We start from the raw sequence: 14128 nt of genomic DNA on the forward strand, positions 1-14128 counted from the left end.
TCAGTCACAATGGAAGGCGTGAACGACGTAACCCCAACTGATCAAGACTGGCTCATCGACTTCCGTGGCGTGGAGCTTCGCCGCGGTGGCAAGAACTTGGTAGGGCCCGTGGACTGGCAGGTCGAGCTCGATGAACGCTGGGTCATCATCGGGCCGAACGGTGCCGGAAAGACCTCCCTGGTGCGCATGGCGGCCGCGGAGGAATTTCCCTCCAAGGGCACGGCCTTTTTGATGGGCGAGCAAATTGGCAAGACCGATATGCGTGATCTGCGCGCGCTGATTGGTCTTTCCTCCGCCGCCGTGCAATCGCGCATTCCCGCGGATGAGCGGGTCTATGACCTCGTCATTTCTGCCGGTTACGCGGTCTTGGGCCGGTGGCGCGAAGAATACCAAGACATGGACTTTTCCCGCGCCGATGACATCTTGGCCCAGGTTGGCGCTAGCCACTTAAAGGAACGTACGTGGACGACGCTTTCGGAAGGCGAGAAGAAGCGCGTCATCCTCGCCCGCGCTTTGATGTCCAATCCGGAGCTGCTCATCCTGGATGAGCCTTCTGCTGGCATGGATCTCGGCGGGCGCGAAGATCTCGTGGGATACTTGGGCGATCTCGCGATGGATCCGGATGCCCCGGCCATCGTCATGATTACCCACCACGTGGAAGAAATCCCGTACGGCTTTACCCACGCGATGCTTCTGGATGAAGGAGAAGTAGTAGCGAAGGGGCTCATTAACTCCGTGCTGACCTCGGAGAACTTGTCTCAGGCCTTCCACCAGCCCATCCAAGTAGATCGCATTGGGCAGCGGTACTTTGCCCGCCGGATATCTTAATGAACAACCAGATTCATGACCGGCTCGATGCGATCGACGCCAGCGATACCACCGGGTTCAATGGTGGGCGCATGGCGGCGACCGTGCTCTTGCTTCGCGATGGCCCCGACGGGCTCGAGGTCTGGGTCCAAGAACGCGTGAGCACCATGCGTAACTACCCGGGCCATGCCGTATTCCCCGGCGGTGGGGTAGACCCGCGCGATTTCCCACCGCGTTCGTGGGATTCCGGTGACTTGTGGGCCGGAAAGTCCGTTGTGGCTATGGCTCGGCGGATGGGAGTCACCAAGTACAAGGCCCACGCCCTCGTCTTCGCCGCGGCCCGCGAGCTCTTCGAGGAATCCGGTACCTTGTTTGCGATCCGGGATGACGGCACGATTTCTAATGCGCGCCGGTATCACCGCGAGCGCAGGCTCCTAGAAAGCCACACCATCTCCTTCACCGAGTTCCTTAGCAATAACGGGATGCGCGTCGATGCCGATATGCTCCTTCCCTGGGCTCGGTGGGTGGGGCAAAGCAAAAACCATTGGTTCGATACTTTTTTCTTCGTTGGCCTGCTTCCGAGCGGGCAGGAGCCGGACGGGGACACTCACGAAGCAGATGATGCCGGGTGGTTTTCGCCGCAGCTCATCCTAGAGGGCTGGCGGGCAGGCCTCGTCCGCCTCGTAGTTCCTACATGGGCGCAAATGCAACGGTTATGCAAGTACTCCACCGTCCAGGAGGTGCTTGATGATGCCTCCTCGTCCGACCTTCGCCCCGTCATCGGCGATCCCCGCGATGACCCGCAGTACGCGGAATATTTCGCCACCACCCCTACAGAGCGCATATGAGTTTTAACTTCGATGAAGTCCGTTTCTTAAGTGAACATAACGCCGAACTGGCTAGCTTGGACTTGGATCTGAGCAAGGCTTCGCAGTTGAAGGATTTGGAAAAGCTGAAAGCAGCCTACGGCGACTATGCGCGCTGCGCCATGGAGCTACTTACTGCCCGGCGGGGAGGAAAACTGCCTGAGACCTGGCTTATGGATGCCGATTCCGCCCAGCAAGCCACCCCGCTGTCGGTTGCGCGCTATCGCTCAGAATTCCTGCAGCAGCGGGGAATGCGCACCGTGCACGATGTCACGTGCTCCATCGGTACCGAAGGCTATGGAACGAGCCTTGACTACTTCGGCTCCGATATCGATGCTTCGCGCCTTGCCATGGCCCGGCATAATTTGGCTTCTAACGCCTTGTTTCAAGCAGATGCACTCACCACGACCACCACAGCGGACGTCATTATCGCCGATCCCGCCCGCAGAAAGGCGGGGCGTCGCATCTCCCGTCCGGAGGATTTGCTGCCACCGCTACCGGACCTGATCGCCGCGCACCGGGACGCACACCTGGCCATTAAGTGCGCACCCGGCCTTGATTTTAGTGACTGGGACGGATTGGTCACCGTCAGCAGCGTCAATGGGGCAGTTAAGGAATCGTGCCTCTACACACCAGGCCTCGGAACGGGCAGGCATGCGGTGATGATTCAGGGCGAGTCAGTTGACGTCCTCACGGATGAAGAGCAGAACCTGCCTGAGGCTGGCGACATCGGCACCTTCCTCATTGATCCAGATGGGGCAGTGGTGCGCGCTGGACTCGTGCAGCACTACGCGGCGCGCGAGGGCTTGTGGCAGATTGATCCGCGAATTGCGTACCTGACGGGCGAGCGCATTCCACAGGGAACGTCGGGATTTCCATTCATAGAAAAGGTCCCCCTAAAGCGCCTAAAATCTGTACTAAAGGCCTATGATGCAGGCAGCCTAGAAATCCTTGTGCGCGGCGTCGATGTTGACCCTGACCAGCTAAGGAAACAGATGAAGTTGAAGGGATCGCGGCCTTTCGCGGTCATCATTACGCGAATTGGCTCACAGGGTATCGCTTTGCTCTGCCAACCCCGAGTATTATCGTCCGAAGAGAATTACGCAATATAAATCTATCGGAAAGGTGAGTGCCCCCAATGCCAACGATTGTGGCTCTGGTCAAGCATGTACCGGATACGTGGTCCACCAAATCTTTGGAGGATGACCACACCCTGGATCGCACCTCCGTGGACAACATCATTGATGAAATTAATGAATACTCCGTGGAACAGGCGCTACGCCTGTGCGATGAAAATCCGGATGAAAACTACCGTGTTGTCGCTTTAACGATGGGCCCCGCACAAGCAGATGAGGCCCTCCGCAAGGCGCTTGCGATGGGTGCAGATGACGCGGTCCTCGTATCCGATGACGCCCTAGCCGGCGCCGATGCACTGTCTACCGCGTGGACCCTGAACGCAGCAATTAACACGCTAGAGGATGTCCAATTGATCACCTTGGGCAATGAGGCTTCCGATGCCTCCACCGGAACGCTCGCGGGACTGCTCGCTGAATACCGCCAACTGCCCGCATTGACCGAGCTGCACCAGGTGGAGCTTTCGGGCAGCACGGTAAAAGGCAGCCGCGAAGACGCCCGCGGAACCTGGGAGCTCGAGGCAGCCCTTCCAGCGATTATTTCCGTCACCGATAAGGCGGATAAGCCGCGTTTCCCCAACTTCAAGGGACTTATGGCTGCAAAGAAGGCAGAGATCACCACTTTGAACGTGGCGGACCTAGGCATCGAAGCCATTGCGCCCACCACGACCGTTACCGAATCTTCCAAGCGCCCGCCGCGCACGGCCGGCGAGGTTATCTCGGAGCCGCAGCCGCAGGATGCTGCGAAGAAGATTGCTGACTTCCTAGCCGCAAAGAACTTGATTTAGGAGTAAAAATGTCTCACGTTTACGTACTTGTTGAACACGATGCAGACAGCATTCTCCCCGTCACCGGTGAGCTCATTACCGCCGCACGCGAATTGGGTACGGTGTCTGCGGTGGTCGTCGGCAAGCAGGCAGATGCCTTCGATGCAGAGCTAGCCGCCCTCGGCGCCGCCCAGGTGGTGCAGGCAACGGCGGAGGATTATGACCAGCGCCTGGTGACCCCTGAGGTTGATGCCTTGCACGCCCTGGGCGCAGCCAATCCGGCGCCCATCGTCCTGGCCGCCAGCCCGACGAATAACGAGATTGCGGGCCGCCTGTCTGCCCGCCTGGCTTCCGGCGCGCTCGCGAATGTGGATTCCATCAAGGCGGATGGCTCTGCAACCATGACCATTTTCGGTGGCACCTACGAGACCACCTCGCAGGCTTCCGGCAGCTGCCCGATCTATACCCTGCAGCCGGGTTCCGTTGCGGCGGAGCCCCAGCAGGTGGAATCCCAGCCGGCCCCCATGCCGTTGCCTGCGGCAACCGAGAAGGACGTCAAGGTTAATTCCTTTACTCCGGCCGAAAAGTCCGCCCGCCCCGAGCTCACCGCAGCCAAGGTCGTGGTCTCCGGCGGCCGCGGCGTGGGCGATAACTTCGCCGAGATCGTTGAGCCGCTTGCCGATGCCCTCGGTGGCGCCGTCGGTGCCACCCGCGACGCCGTCGATGAAGGCTTCTACGATGCCACCCATCAGGTGGGCCAGACTGGTGTGACCGTGTCGCCCGATCTCTACATTGGCCTGGGCATTTCCGGTGCCATTCAGCACACCTCGGGCATGCAGACCTCCGGCACCATCGTGGTGGTCAACCAGGACCAGGATGAGCCGTTCTTCCAGATCGCAGATCTCGGCGTCGTCGGTGACCTGCACGAAATCGCCCCAGCCCTGACCGAGGAATTGAAGGCGCGCCAGTAATGCCGCACTATTTCGACTACGCTGCAACCCAGCCGATGCGCCAATCCGCCATCGACGCATGGGTTGCCGCCTCCGGCTCGCTCAACTCCAGCGCCCAGTACGCCTCTGGCCGCAGGGCACGCTCCGTGCTTGACGATGCCCGCGAGAAAGTCGCCTCCCTCCTTGGGTGCGATCCCATCGAGGTCGTCTTTACCTCCTCTGGCACCGAGGCGGATAATATCGCTATCCAGGGCCTTTATGCTGTAGGCAATACCAACCGCATCATCTCGACGGATATTGAGCACCCAGCCGTGCGCGATACCGTGAGCAAGCTTGCCCAAGCCGGCGCCACCGTGGACCTGCTCCCCGTGGACCGCAGCGGGCATATCAGCGATGGGGGCGCCTTCGCGAAACCTGCCGATCTTGCCACCTGCATGTGGGCCAATAACGAAACCGGTGCGATTCAGCCGATCGAGGAGCTTGCCTCCCTCGCGCAACAATCCGGTATTCCCATGCACGTGGATGCGGTGCAGGTAGCGGGCAAGCTGCCCATCAATTTTGCGGAATTGGGCATCACGACGCTCGCCGCCAGCGCCCACAAGTTTGGCGGCCCGCGCGGTATCGGCGTGCTATTGGCCAAGCGCACCCCAGCGCCACAGCCGATTTCCTATGGCGGCGGCCAAGAGCGCGGACTTCGCCCAGGCACGGTGGACGTAGCCAGCGCCTCGGCGCTCGCCGCTGCCTTGGAGGAGTCGATCGCCGAAAGCGCTGCCGAGGGCGAGCGCATCGCTGGACTCCGGAACAAGCTGCGGGATGGGATCCTTTCTTCCATTGACAACGTCGTGGTGAATTCCACCGAGCCATGCTTGCCGTCGCACCTACATGTTTTTTTCCCCGGCACCGATGGCGACAGCCTCATTATACTGCTGGATTCGCTGCAGATTGAGGCATCGACTGGCAGCGCCTGCAGCGCAGGCGTCAACCGCATGTCCCATGTGCTTTCTGCAATGGGCGTCAGCGAGGATGAAGGAATCGGCTCCCTTCGGTTCACCTTGGGGCGCCTTACCTCCGAAGACGATGTGGATTACGTGCTCGCGCACTTGCCAGATGTCGTTGCTCGGGCCCGCACGGTTTAAGTATCAGCCCTTTCTTTGGCAGCATTGCGCCGCGCGGCGATTGCCTGGGCAACGGTGAGTGCCCAGTTCTTATTCTTCGCCGTTAGCGGCCCCTGCGGTTCATCGTATTCCCACCGCCCGTCTTGGAAGAGCCAGATAATGTCCCCGCTGTGCGGATCCATGATGTAAAAGGCGCTTTTATCCGTCTTTACATTGTGGTGATGCTGGCACAGCGAGGCCAAGTTTCCCGCCGTCGTCTTTCCTCTCTCTGAGAAATCGATCCGGTGGTCCTTCTGGCACCTGTAGGCCGGGCGGTTACACCCTGGCCAGCGGCACACACCATCGCGACCCTCCACATAGGCACCGATGAGCGGCGGCGTGGAGTAGGCCGGACTTACCCTTGTTGCCGCTTGGTCCATATCCCGTGTCGTAGTCGGGGTTAGCCGGTCAGCAGTATCTGGGTGAACCCATCCATAGCCCTGGATAAAACCGGGAGCCGCTTTTATATCGCTGGCGCGGTACATATATAGATGTACTTGCGATTTATCCTCGACGGTTCCGAGGATCAGCTGGGCCAGGGCATCGGCCTTGCTGATTCCGTGTTCTTCCGCTGTGCGCTGAACAACCTCGTCAATGAGGATGAGCGCATCTTCGTCGAACTCTACGTTTAACCCTGCTCGTCCACCCGCGGTGGGGTAGATGAAATAGGATTCATTTCGAGATTCCTCTTCCTCGGAGTCCTTGTCTCCCGTAGCGTCCGGGGATTCCATCGTGATGAGCCCATTGAGCTTTCGACGCAGGGCAGCGTTCGATGGAAAACTTTGGCCCGGCTTTGTGGGAGTGAGGTACTTTTCTAATTCTGCGTCTATGCGCCGAAGGATGCGGCTGTCTACCTCGCCAAGTTTGCTCAAGACCGCATCGATGGTGATAAGCCGAGAGAAATCGAGGAAGTAGTAGGTTTCCTGCAGCAGTTGGGTGCGTGGCAATTCCTCTAAGCGGTACAGGGCCATGGTGATATCCCTCGTGCGCCTCTCGCTTAAGCCGGTGCGACCCGCCAAGGTATGGCACGAGATATCGAAATCGTCTTCTAGGCTTGGTTTAATTTCCTTCCAGAGTAGGTAGTCGGACTTTCTATTGCAGGTGGCACTAACCGCGATGTCATCGTGTGGGTCAGTGATGAGGTAGTAGGGCTCCACGGCGATTATCCCCCGAATTTCGCACTAAGTTTCTAATTTCCATAGCTCCACCATAAGCCGCTCACTCAACCCTCGCAAGCCGAAAAGCGAAAATATGTTCTAAATAGTACATTTCCAACGAGTTTGTCTACGCGAGTGAAAAATTTGTCTCTAAGGTGCGTGTGTTGCAAATGTGGTTAGTGTGAATGATTGTTAAACTCACGCGCATGACAACTATGAGGGCACTCCGCAAGAGCATCATCGCGGTTATCGCTGCAGTTGCAGTCACGGTAAGCGGGACCGCTGCCGCACAGGCAGCATTGGGAACCAGCGCACCAAAAGGTATTGATATTGCTGCCCACCAGCACCCAGGTGGCATGCCTATTGACTGGAATAAGGTGAAGTCTGATGGCCAGTCCTTTGCCTTTGTGAAGGCAACTGAGGGTGGGGACTGGATTAACCCGCACTACGTCAAAGATATTCAAGCCGCCAATCTGCATGGCCTGAAGACCGGCGCATACCACTATGCGCGTCCAGCTGGCGATGCGAAGACGCAGGCCGCAAACTTTGCCACGCAGATTGCATTGGCGCCGAATCAGACGTTGCCGCCGGTGCTCGATATCGAGGTTTCCGAGGGCAAGTCCGCCTCCCAGTTGGAGAGCTGGATCGAGGAATTTACCAGAGAGCTCAAGCGCCTGACCAACCGCACGCCAATGATTTATACCTATAAGTACTTCTGGATCGGTGAGATGAATAACTCCCAGAAGTTCTCCAATATGCCACTGTGGTTGGCGGCATACCAGGATGAAGCGCCGGATCCAGTGGGTGGGTGGAAGAACCTGTCCTTCTGGCAGCGCTCCGGATCGGGCAAGGTTGCCGGTATTCCAACCGATGTGGATTTGAACCTCTTCAATGGCACGAAGCAGCAGCTTGATTCCTTTAGCGGCGGCAATTACGTCGATATCGGCGGCGCGCTCGATAGCCTCGTGCTTGATGATGGCGTCGATCTGAGCGCCGATAGCACTCCGCTGATTGGTGCAATCTTTGCCCTTGCGGCTGGCCTTATTGCAATGCCCCAGCTTGCCGATGCCGCCAAGGACGCCGGCCTCGATGCCCAAGCTGCTGAGGGCTTGGCAGCTTTTGTGAAGACCTTGGAAGACGAGGACGCTCTGCCTCTCAAGCAGCTTGGCAAGATGGCAGTCGGTGACTTCACCGTCGGTGACTTGGCGATGTTGCTAGAAAACGCTGGCCATGTCAATGGCGTCGACAAGGGCGAAGTCTCTGGAGCTCAGGTAGAAGAAGCCAAGGATGCGGCGAAGAAGGCCGGTGCCGATGTCCCCGACTTCGACGCTAATCAGGTGGCCGAGCTGCTCAATCGTGTGCTGAAGTAGCTCCCGCAAAGAATTTTCGGGTCCAGCTTTCATCCTTAAAGTGAGCTGGGACGGCCCCACCTAAGAGTGCCTTTGCCAGTTGAGCGGCTTGTACCGAGCCCTCAGCTGGCAGTTTCGTGTCTGAGGCCAGCAAGATGATGTTTCCATACCGGCGCCCTTTGAGCATGGGCGGGTCAGCGATTACGGCGAGGTGATCGAAGACCTCAGAAAGCCCGGCCAGCTCTTCCTTAGCCAAGTGGAGATCCGAGTGATCGCCGCAGTTCGCCACGTAGAGGCCGCCGGCAGACAGGGATGACTTAGTCGCGTGGAAAAACTCCACAGTGGTTAGGTCTTTCGGGGTTTTATCCCCAGCGAAGACATCGCGGATAATGATATCGCGGCTGGCGGGTAGAAAACTTTCGGTTTCCTTTCGGGCATCGCCGGGGCGGATCTTGACGGTGGGGGAGCGGGGGACATCGAAAAGATCGCGGACTAATTCGCCCAGTTTGGCATCGAGCTCGACTACCGTATGGCGGCTGTCCGGCCACAGGTCGGCAAAATAGCGCGGGAGTGAGCAACCTGCCCCGCCGAGGTGGGTAACGCGCAGTTTATTGGGCGAGACCGTATTTAGCTGTTCTACCGCCGCTGCGATCCAGCGCATGTACTCAAAGTCGAGTTCCTGCGGCTCGCCCAGCACGATATGGCTGCTAGGAACGCCATTGACGTTAAGGATATAGGCCCCGTCGCGGAATTCATCCGGCACAACCTCGGCGGTGCCGGTGGAGATCTCGTAGGTGCCGGTGATGCCTGACCTGTTCGCGGCTCGCTTTCTACCCATGGGGTTCAAGCTTAGGGAATGGAATCGATTTAAGCTGCGTTGGGGCAAGGGAGTACACTTTCGGGCCTGTAGTCGAGGTATTTAAAGGGGAATGCAATGCGAGTATTGGTAGCAATGTCTGGCGGCGTGGACTCATCTGTCGCCGCCGCCCGTGCGGTGGAGGCTGGCCACGATGTCGTCGGCGTGCACCTGGCGCTGCATAAGGACGCGCAGCAAACGCGCGAAAAAGCCCGCGGCTGCTGTTCGCTGGAGGACTCCGCCGATGCCCGCCGCATTTGCGATAAGTTGGGCATTCCGTTTTACGTCTGGGACTTTTCGGAGGAATTCAAGGAAGAGGTCATCACGGACTTCGTGGATTCCTATGCCCGCGGTGAAACCCCGAATCCTTGCCTGCGCTGCAATGAGAAGATTAAATTCCGCGCATTGCTGCAAAAGGGTATGGCCCTGGGCTTTGATGCCGTTGCGACCGGTCACTACGCCACGCTTGATGATGACGGTTATATGCGCCGCTCCAAGGATGAGAATAAGGATCAGTCTTACGTGCTCGGCGTCATTTCCGCCGAGGAGTTGGACCACTGCTTTTTCCCCATCGGTGATACCCCCAAGCCGCAAATCCGCGAAGAGGCTGCGGCGCACGGTTTTTCCACGGCGAAGAAGCCGGATTCCTATGACATCTGCTTCATTCCAGACGGCAATACCCAGCAGTTCCTTGGATCGCGCATCGGGCTTCGGCCCGGCATGATTGTGGACCAAGAGGGCACGGAGCTTAAGGAACATGATGGCGCGTGGAACTACACCATCGGCCAGCGCAAGGGCTTGGACATCAAGGCCCCGGCCGCTGATGGCCGCCCGCGCTACGTCACCGATATTGACGCTGCAACGGGCACGGTGACCGTCGGCGCGCGCGAGGACCTGGCGGTCACCGCCATTCGCGCCGATCGCCTGAAGTACCTGCACCCTGGCATGGATGGCGACTTCGAGTGCGAGGTGCAGGTCCGCGCGCACGGTTCCGTCGTGCCGTGCATCGCCCACGTGGACCGCGCCGCGGATTCGATGCGCCTAGAGCTCAAGGAGCCACTGTCTGGCGTTGCCCGTGGACAGGCGGCGGTGCTGTACCTGCCGTCCCCAGATGACCTCGGCGATATCGTCATTGGTTCCGGCACCATTTGCGAGACCGTGTAAATGACCGGATTCGCACTCGGGCCCATGCCCGGCACGTCCATGGCGGAGGCAGCGGACATCATCATGGGCGAGACCGAGCTTCCCGCCATCCCGCAGCTGCCGGAACGCGGGCTGGGCTCAGATTCGGTGGGGCGCACCGCCAGCATGCTCGAGGCCATCACCATCGACCGCGGCCCTCGTTCGTGGCGCATGACGGCTCGCCCCCAGCTGCTTACCCGCCGCGCGTGGGATCGCCTCGAGCGCGATCTTGACGAGGTGCAGCAGGTATGGGGAGAAAGCGTGCCCCGCGTTAAAGTCCAGGCGCTAGGGCCGTGGTCGCTGGCAGCCAGCATTGAGCTTGCCGATGGCCACCGTGTTCTTAGTGACCGCGGTGCCTTCGCCGAGCTTTCTGAAGCCCTTCTTCATGGGCTGCGCGCGCATGCAGACGATGTGGCACGCCGCTTCCACGGCGAGGTTGTGGTGCAGCTTGATGAACCTTTGCTTGTGGATATCGTGGCTGGCCGCATTCCAGGAACCACCGACTTTGATTCTATCCCCGCCGTGGCTGATGAGGTAGTGCTAGAAACTCTGCTCGGCTTTGACGCGGACTACCTGCATGCCCCGCCGCTGTGGTCCATTGCTGTTGCCGCAACGACCTTCCTCGTCGATTTCCATAGCCCTCGTTATCGCCTCGATACCCCTGAGCATTTCGATGGCTTGGGAGAGCACTTGAGCGAAGGCCATCGCATTGGTGTGGGGATTTCCGGATCGGATGCCCGTGCCGAGGCCATCGCGCTGGCCAAGCATCTCGACCGCATTGGCATGCCACGCGAACTTTTGGTCGATCGCTTTGATGTGTATCCCGTGCAGGCCTCTGCCCGAACCCTGCGTTCGGTGACGGAGACCTCGTCCATCCTTGTCCGGGACGCCGGTGACCTTTAATCTACTCGACCCAAGCTGTCGGTGGCTGTGAAATAGGCCTCCATGTAGGGAATGACGAATCTAAGCTGGCCGTGGCCGGTGGGTTCGATGAGATCGGCATCGATAAGCCGCTGGCGCGTGGCCGATAGGGACCGCACCGTGCGGTCGTGGTGTGCGGCGATAGCTTGAATTTCTGCAGTGTCGCTGTCCATGACAGCACTCATGGCTTCAAGGAAGCGGCGCTGTGCGGGTGGGAGCGTGAGGGTTGCGGGCTGGTGCACTTGTGTGCCTAGGACGGATATCGCCTCGGCCGAGATGGCTTGAACAGTGTTTTCTTCTATGCGGGTCGCGCCAGAGCGCTGTGCTTGGGCCCACGCCAGTGATCCGACGAGCTGAACCAGGTAGGGATATCCTCGGGATAGCTCCACGGCGGCGGAGACTGCATCTGCACTGAAGTCGAGGCCCGAGTGTGCGGCGGTTTCCTTAAATGCAACGGTAGCGTTGGCCGGTGACAGCGGGCCCAGCACAAACTTTTGCGCGCGGCGCAGAAAGGTTACTCCGGGCAGCTCCAGCAGCCGGTTAATGCCCTGTGGCAGGCCGGCTACGACGATGGCGACATCGAGTTCATCGCGCAATAAGTCTTGGTAAGTAACGGCCAAGGAGGCCAATTCTTGGGCATCGGCATCTTGGACTTCATCGATGGTAAGGAGCACACCTGCACCCTTGAGCTGGGCTAGTAATTCGCGTAGCCGGGTATTTAAGGTGGGCTTATAGGCTTCATCCGTGTTGTGTTCGATTCCTATGGAACCAAGGCCGCCGATTCCGATGCGGTTGACTTTGTGCTTATCTGCCGGCGCAAGCGTGTCCATGATGCGGGGGATGGTGGTCTCGACGAGTTCTTCCACCATGGCGCTGCGGCCGGAGGCGCGCAGCGTAATCCATCCGCGGGCGGCGGCGATGTCCTCCAACTCGTTGAGGAGGACCGTCTTGCCAATACCACGGGCGCCGCTAATGACGAGTGAGCGACCGGGGTGTCCAGGTGGGGCATCGAGCGCTGCGCGAAACGTATCGAGGACCGCGGTGCGGCCGACCCAAAACAGCGGTGGGACGCCAAATGTGGGGCGGAAGGGGTTCTCGTGAAAGGACATAGTCTCCATCGTAGTCCAACCGGAGATTTGGGAGACTTTTTAGCAATCGGAGATTTGGGAGACTTTTCACTCTTGTGTGGGCGCCTTGCTTGTTGCCTGCAAGGTTACGTGCGGTCCGCATGAAGGCTGGTAGCACCCCACGTTATGGCTCCCACATGGAGGGCGAAGGAGCCGACCAGTGCATACCACCAGTAAAAATGCACGGAGGTGTACCAGGGTAAGGCGTGACCTAAAAAGATGATGACGACGGCGGTCAGTGCCGCCCCAAAGACGTGAAATGCCGTCGAGCCGGGTTTCTTTAAAGCCTTCCATGCGGCCCAGAGCTCGGAGGCGATGAAAACGGCGAGGATAATGGACGTAGGCATAGTGTTTCCTTAAAGCTCAGCGAAGAGTGCTTGGCCAAGTTCTTCGGTACCGGCGAGCGAATCGTTGTTTGCAAATGCGGCTCGCTTTGTCTTTGGGTCGATGATGAGCATGGTGGAATAGCCGTAGGTTCCGCCGTTATGCCAGAAGCCGGTGCCGTCATCGTTCTTCTGCCATCCGTATGCGGGATCGCCGTGGGCCATAAACCACTCCGCGAACTTAGCCATATCGCTCGCGGTCGAGCGGATTGCCCCTGCAGGCGCCGAACCGTCCATCTCCCAAGGCTGGGCCTGCCGCCCAGTGGCGGTGCGGCCGCGCGGGGCATCGGCAGACACGGCGCCGGGGGTCATAAGGTAGGTCTCCGTTAATCCGGCTGGCTCGAATATTCGCTGTTTCAGTAACGTCTCATAAGGCGTGTTCGCCGCGGTTTCTATTACGTGCCCGAGCAGGGCGTATCCGAGGTTGGAATAGGATTCCTCCCCGCGGTTGCTGAGCTCTGCTGCGGCGGCACCATCGACGATATCTTGAGTGCTTTCGCCTGCATATGGGTTCGTGCCGGCCACTGCGGACCACAGGAAACCGAAGAAATTCCCGTCTGCTGTGGGAGGTAGGCCAGAGGTGTGATCGAGTAGTTCCTTAATCGTTATATCCGCTACGGGTGCGTTGTCTACGTCTAGAAACTCGCCCACGGTGCTATCGAGTCGCAGTGTGCCTTCTTCTACAAGCTGGTGGGTGAGTTCGCCGGTGAACATTTTGGTGACAGAACCGATCTCTACTTCTGTGTGCTCGTTGCTGCCTACACCCGCAAAGGTGGCGTTACCGTCGCGGAGTGTAAAAGCGGTGAGGTGATGAAAACCCGGCTCCGCGTTTTCTCGCAGTGTGGAGGCAAGGGCTACATCTCCTGTATCTGTTGGGGCGAGCGTGAGGCGCCGAGGACCAGCCAGTAGGAGCACGGAAGCGATAGCGATGGCGGTAACGATACTGAGGACGAGCCTGCGCATTAGTGGTCCTCGCTAGCGGTAATAATGGCGAGCAAAGGAATAACGCGGGCGGGACGAATTGAGTACTCGCCACTTGTCTTTGTAGTCCAACCTGCACTAGTTAGAGCGCTGAGGTGGTGATAGGCCGTGCCGGTGGAAGAGATAATATCCTCGTCCACGAGCTCCGCGGCGGTAGCAGGTGCCGCGAGAAGGCGTCGAAGAATCTCGCCACGTACGGGATGGGCAAGTGCGGCGAGGCGTTCGAGATTTTCTGACCACTCCTCGTCAGTTATTGCAGTAGTGGGACGCTGCCACTGATAGGCGTAGGTACGCTTGCCGAGCGCAATGTTGCCGCCGAAAATTACCGATCCATCGGGTAGTTGAGTGGAGGGAGCAAGGGCATCGACAAGCCAGTAGGTCGACTCCTCCGAGGGAGGCTGCGGTGGGGCGCTCGATTGGCCTTCGAGTTTGGCGACGCGTGCCTCGAGATCGCTAAGGCGAGATTCAACGATATTCATATTTCTAGAATTCCAA

General features: G+C 59.0%; 15 protein-coding genes. 9 read left to right on the forward strand and 6 right to left on the reverse strand.

The window, feature by feature from the left end:
• Window positions 1–9 precede the first annotated feature (9 nt).
• Genes HMPREF1287_RS01570 through HMPREF1287_RS01595 form a run of 6 tightly spaced genes read left to right on the forward strand, consistent with a single transcriptional unit; the run spans window position 10 to window position 5659 of the window.
• On the forward strand, window positions 10–828 hold the full coding sequence (locus tag HMPREF1287_RS01570; protein ID WP_023017792.1) for an ABC transporter ATP-binding protein: 819 nt from the start codon (window positions 10–12) through the stop codon (window positions 826–828).
• Window positions 828–1655: an NUDIX domain-containing protein gene (locus tag HMPREF1287_RS01575; RefSeq protein WP_005280210.1), complete on the forward strand. Its 828-nt coding sequence runs from the start codon at window positions 828–830 to the stop codon at window positions 1653–1655. The genes HMPREF1287_RS01570 and HMPREF1287_RS01575 overlap by 1 nt, the downstream gene beginning before the upstream one ends.
• Window positions 1652–2785, forward strand: a complete 1134-nt coding sequence (locus tag HMPREF1287_RS01580) for a hypothetical protein (RefSeq protein ID WP_023017793.1) — start codon at window positions 1652–1654, stop codon at window positions 2783–2785. The genes HMPREF1287_RS01575 and HMPREF1287_RS01580 overlap by 4 nt, the downstream gene beginning before the upstream one ends.
• Before the next feature lie 26 nt (window positions 2786–2811).
• On the forward strand, window positions 2812–3594 hold the full coding sequence (locus HMPREF1287_RS01585) for an electron transfer flavoprotein subunit beta/FixA family protein (protein ID WP_023017794.1): 783 nt from the start codon (window positions 2812–2814) through the stop codon (window positions 3592–3594).
• Between the two features lie 8 nt (window positions 3595–3602).
• Window positions 3603–4544 carry an electron transfer flavoprotein subunit alpha/FixB family protein gene (locus tag HMPREF1287_RS01590; RefSeq protein WP_023017795.1) on the forward strand — a complete coding sequence of 314 codons (942 nt, stop codon included), beginning with the start codon at window positions 3603–3605 and terminating at the stop codon, window positions 4542–4544.
• Window positions 4544–5659 (forward strand): cysteine desulfurase family protein, encoded by a 1116-nt coding sequence (locus HMPREF1287_RS01595; RefSeq protein ID WP_023017796.1) that lies wholly within the window; start codon window positions 4544–4546, stop codon window positions 5657–5659. The genes HMPREF1287_RS01590 and HMPREF1287_RS01595 overlap by 1 nt, the downstream gene beginning before the upstream one ends.
• Here the strand turns inward: HMPREF1287_RS01595 and HMPREF1287_RS01600 are convergent.
• Window positions 5656–6834: an HNH endonuclease signature motif containing protein gene (locus HMPREF1287_RS01600; protein WP_023017797.1), complete on the reverse strand. Its 1179-nt coding sequence runs from the start codon at window positions 6832–6834 to the stop codon at window positions 5656–5658. The two genes, HMPREF1287_RS01595 and HMPREF1287_RS01600, sit on opposite strands and share 4 nt — an antisense overlap.
• Before the next feature lie 206 nt (window positions 6835–7040).
• Here HMPREF1287_RS01600 and HMPREF1287_RS01605 point away from each other — a divergent pair, with 206 nt between their 5' ends.
• Window positions 7041–8204, forward strand: coding sequence for a glycoside hydrolase family 25 protein (locus HMPREF1287_RS01605; RefSeq protein WP_034653894.1), 1164 nt, complete (start codon window positions 7041–7043; stop codon window positions 8202–8204).
• On the opposite strand, the gene HMPREF1287_RS01610 is transcribed toward HMPREF1287_RS01605, so the two are convergent.
• Window positions 8185–9021, reverse strand: a complete 837-nt coding sequence (locus HMPREF1287_RS01610) for a spermidine synthase (protein WP_005280219.1) — start codon at window positions 9019–9021, stop codon at window positions 8185–8187. The two genes, HMPREF1287_RS01605 and HMPREF1287_RS01610, sit on opposite strands and share 20 nt — an antisense overlap.
• A 96-nt stretch (window positions 9022–9117) precedes the next feature.
• On the opposite strand from HMPREF1287_RS01610, the gene mnmA reads away from it, so the two are divergent.
• Together mnmA and HMPREF1287_RS01620 are read left to right on the forward strand one after the other, a co-directional pair.
• Window positions 9118–10203 carry a tRNA 2-thiouridine(34) synthase MnmA gene (mnmA, locus tag HMPREF1287_RS01615; protein WP_023017799.1) on the forward strand — a complete coding sequence of 362 codons (1086 nt, stop codon included), beginning with the start codon at window positions 9118–9120 and terminating at the stop codon, window positions 10201–10203.
• Window positions 10204–11124, forward strand: coding sequence for a hypothetical protein (locus tag HMPREF1287_RS01620; protein ID WP_023017800.1), 921 nt, complete (start codon window positions 10204–10206; stop codon window positions 11122–11124).
• On the opposite strand, the gene HMPREF1287_RS01625 is transcribed toward HMPREF1287_RS01620, so the two are convergent.
• The 4 genes from HMPREF1287_RS01625 to HMPREF1287_RS01640 all read right to left on the reverse strand — a co-directional run bounded on the left by HMPREF1287_RS01625 (window position 11121) and on the right by HMPREF1287_RS01640 (window position 14112).
• The gene (locus HMPREF1287_RS01625; RefSeq protein WP_034653642.1) at window positions 11121–12251 is read right to left on the reverse strand and encodes an AAA family ATPase; all 1131 of its coding nucleotides are present in this window, start codon (window positions 12249–12251) and stop codon (window positions 11121–11123) included. The two genes, HMPREF1287_RS01620 and HMPREF1287_RS01625, sit on opposite strands and share 4 nt — an antisense overlap.
• Before the next feature lie 104 nt (window positions 12252–12355).
• On the reverse strand, window positions 12356–12616 hold the full coding sequence (locus HMPREF1287_RS01630) for a hypothetical protein (protein ID WP_023017802.1): 261 nt from the start codon (window positions 12614–12616) through the stop codon (window positions 12356–12358).
• 9 nt (window positions 12617–12625) lie between these two features.
• Complete coding sequence (locus tag HMPREF1287_RS01635; RefSeq protein ID WP_023017803.1) at window positions 12626–13615, reverse strand: serine hydrolase; 990 nt, start codon at window positions 13613–13615, stop codon at window positions 12626–12628.
• The gene (locus HMPREF1287_RS01640) at window positions 13615–14112 is read right to left on the reverse strand and encodes a helix-turn-helix transcriptional regulator (RefSeq protein WP_005280226.1); all 498 of its coding nucleotides are present in this window, start codon (window positions 14110–14112) and stop codon (window positions 13615–13617) included. Before HMPREF1287_RS01640 ends, HMPREF1287_RS01635 begins: the two co-directional genes overlap by 1 nt.
• Between the last annotated feature and the right edge of the window lie 16 nt (window positions 14113–14128).

The organism is Corynebacterium sp. KPL1986 (assembly GCF_000477975.1).
Lineage (GTDB): Bacteria > Actinomycetota > Actinomycetes > Mycobacteriales > Mycobacteriaceae > Corynebacterium > Corynebacterium accolens.

Coding starts and splice junctions, on each gene's coding strand:
- HMPREF1287_RS01580 (WP_023017793.1), top strand. CDS start 1,652: ATGAGTTTTAACTTCGATGAAGTCCGTTTCTTAAGTGAACATAACGCC.
- HMPREF1287_RS01570 (WP_023017792.1), top strand. CDS start 10: ATGGAAGGCGTGAACGACGTAACCCCAACTGATCAAGACTGGCTCATC.
- HMPREF1287_RS01605 (WP_034653894.1), top strand. CDS start 7,041: ATGACAACTATGAGGGCACTCCGCAAGAGCATCATCGCGGTTATCGCT.
- HMPREF1287_RS01620 (WP_023017800.1), top strand. CDS start 10,204: ATGACCGGATTCGCACTCGGGCCCATGCCCGGCACGTCCATGGCGGAG.
- HMPREF1287_RS01635 (WP_023017803.1), bottom strand. CDS start 13,615: ATGCGCAGGCTCGTCCTCAGTATCGTTACCGCCATCGCTATCGCTTCC.
- HMPREF1287_RS01610 (WP_005280219.1), bottom strand. CDS start 9,021: ATGGGTAGAAAGCGAGCCGCGAACAGGTCAGGCATCACCGGCACCTAC.
- HMPREF1287_RS01625 (WP_034653642.1), bottom strand. CDS start 12,251: ATGTCCTTTCACGAGAACCCCTTCCGCCCCACATTTGGCGTCCCACCG.
- HMPREF1287_RS01590 (WP_023017795.1), top strand. CDS start 3,603: ATGTCTCACGTTTACGTACTTGTTGAACACGATGCAGACAGCATTCTC.
- HMPREF1287_RS01575 (WP_005280210.1), top strand. CDS start 828: ATGAACAACCAGATTCATGACCGGCTCGATGCGATCGACGCCAGCGAT.
- mnmA (WP_023017799.1), top strand. CDS start 9,118: ATGCGAGTATTGGTAGCAATGTCTGGCGGCGTGGACTCATCTGTCGCC.
- HMPREF1287_RS01595 (WP_023017796.1), top strand. CDS start 4,544: ATGCCGCACTATTTCGACTACGCTGCAACCCAGCCGATGCGCCAATCC.
- HMPREF1287_RS01630 (WP_023017802.1), bottom strand. CDS start 12,616: ATGCCTACGTCCATTATCCTCGCCGTTTTCATCGCCTCCGAGCTCTGG.
- HMPREF1287_RS01640 (WP_005280226.1), bottom strand. CDS start 14,112: ATGAATATCGTTGAATCTCGCCTTAGCGATCTCGAGGCACGCGTCGCC.
- HMPREF1287_RS01585 (WP_023017794.1), top strand. CDS start 2,812: ATGCCAACGATTGTGGCTCTGGTCAAGCATGTACCGGATACGTGGTCC.